Annotated in this window: 1 rRNA gene; it reads right to left on the minus strand. The window is 52.6% G+C overall.

The features are described 5' to 3' along the window. Positions 1-880 (minus strand): 23S ribosomal RNA (locus ABD353_RS39715); the annotation flags it as partial.

The raw sequence follows: 880 nt of genomic DNA on the forward strand, positions 1-880 counted from the left end.
AGGAATTTCGCTACCTTAGGATGGTTATAGTTACCACCGCCGTTTACTGGCGCTTCGATCAAGAGCTTCTCCTTACGGATAACCCCATCAATTAACCTTCCGGCACCGGGCAGGCGTCACACCGTATACGTCCACTTTCGTGTTTGCACAGTGCTGTGTTTTTAATAAACAGTTGCAGCCAGCTGGTATCTTCGACTGGTCTCAGCTCCATCCGCAGGGACTTCACCTACACACCAGCGTGCCTTCTCCCGAAGTTACGGCACCATTTTGCCTAGTTCCTTCACCCGAGTTCTCTCAAGCGCCTCGGTATTCTCTACCTGACCACCTGAGTCGGTTTGGGGTACGATTTGATGTTACCTGATGCTTAGAGGCTTTTCCTGGAAGCAGGGCATTTGTTACTTCAGCACCGTAGTGCCTCGTCATCACACCTCAGCCTTGATTATCCGGATTTGCCTGGACAATCAGCCTACATGCTTAAACCGGGACAACCGTCGCCCGGCTAACATAGCCTTCTCCGTCCCCCCTTCGCAGTAACACCAAGTACAGGAATATTAACCTGTTTCCCATCGACTACGCCTTTCGGCCTCGCCTTAGGGGTCGACTCACCCTGCCCCGATTAACGTTGGACAGGAACCCTTGGTCTTCCGGCGAGCGGGCTTTTCACCCGCTTTATCGTTACTTATGTCAGCATTCGCACTTCTGATACCTCCAGCATGCCTCACAGCACACCTTCGCAGGCTTACAGAACGCTCCCCTACCCAACAACACATAGTGTCGCTGCCGCAGCTTCGGTGCATGGTTTAGCCCCGTTACATCTTCCGCGCAGGCCGACTCGACCAGTGAGCTATTACGCTTTCTTTAAATGATGGCTGCTTCTAAG

The sequence above is a fragment of the Kitasatospora arboriphila genome (genome assembly GCF_039528095.1).
In the GTDB taxonomy this organism is placed as follows: Bacteria; Actinomycetota; Actinomycetes; order Streptomycetales; family Streptomycetaceae; genus Kitasatospora; species Kitasatospora arboriphila.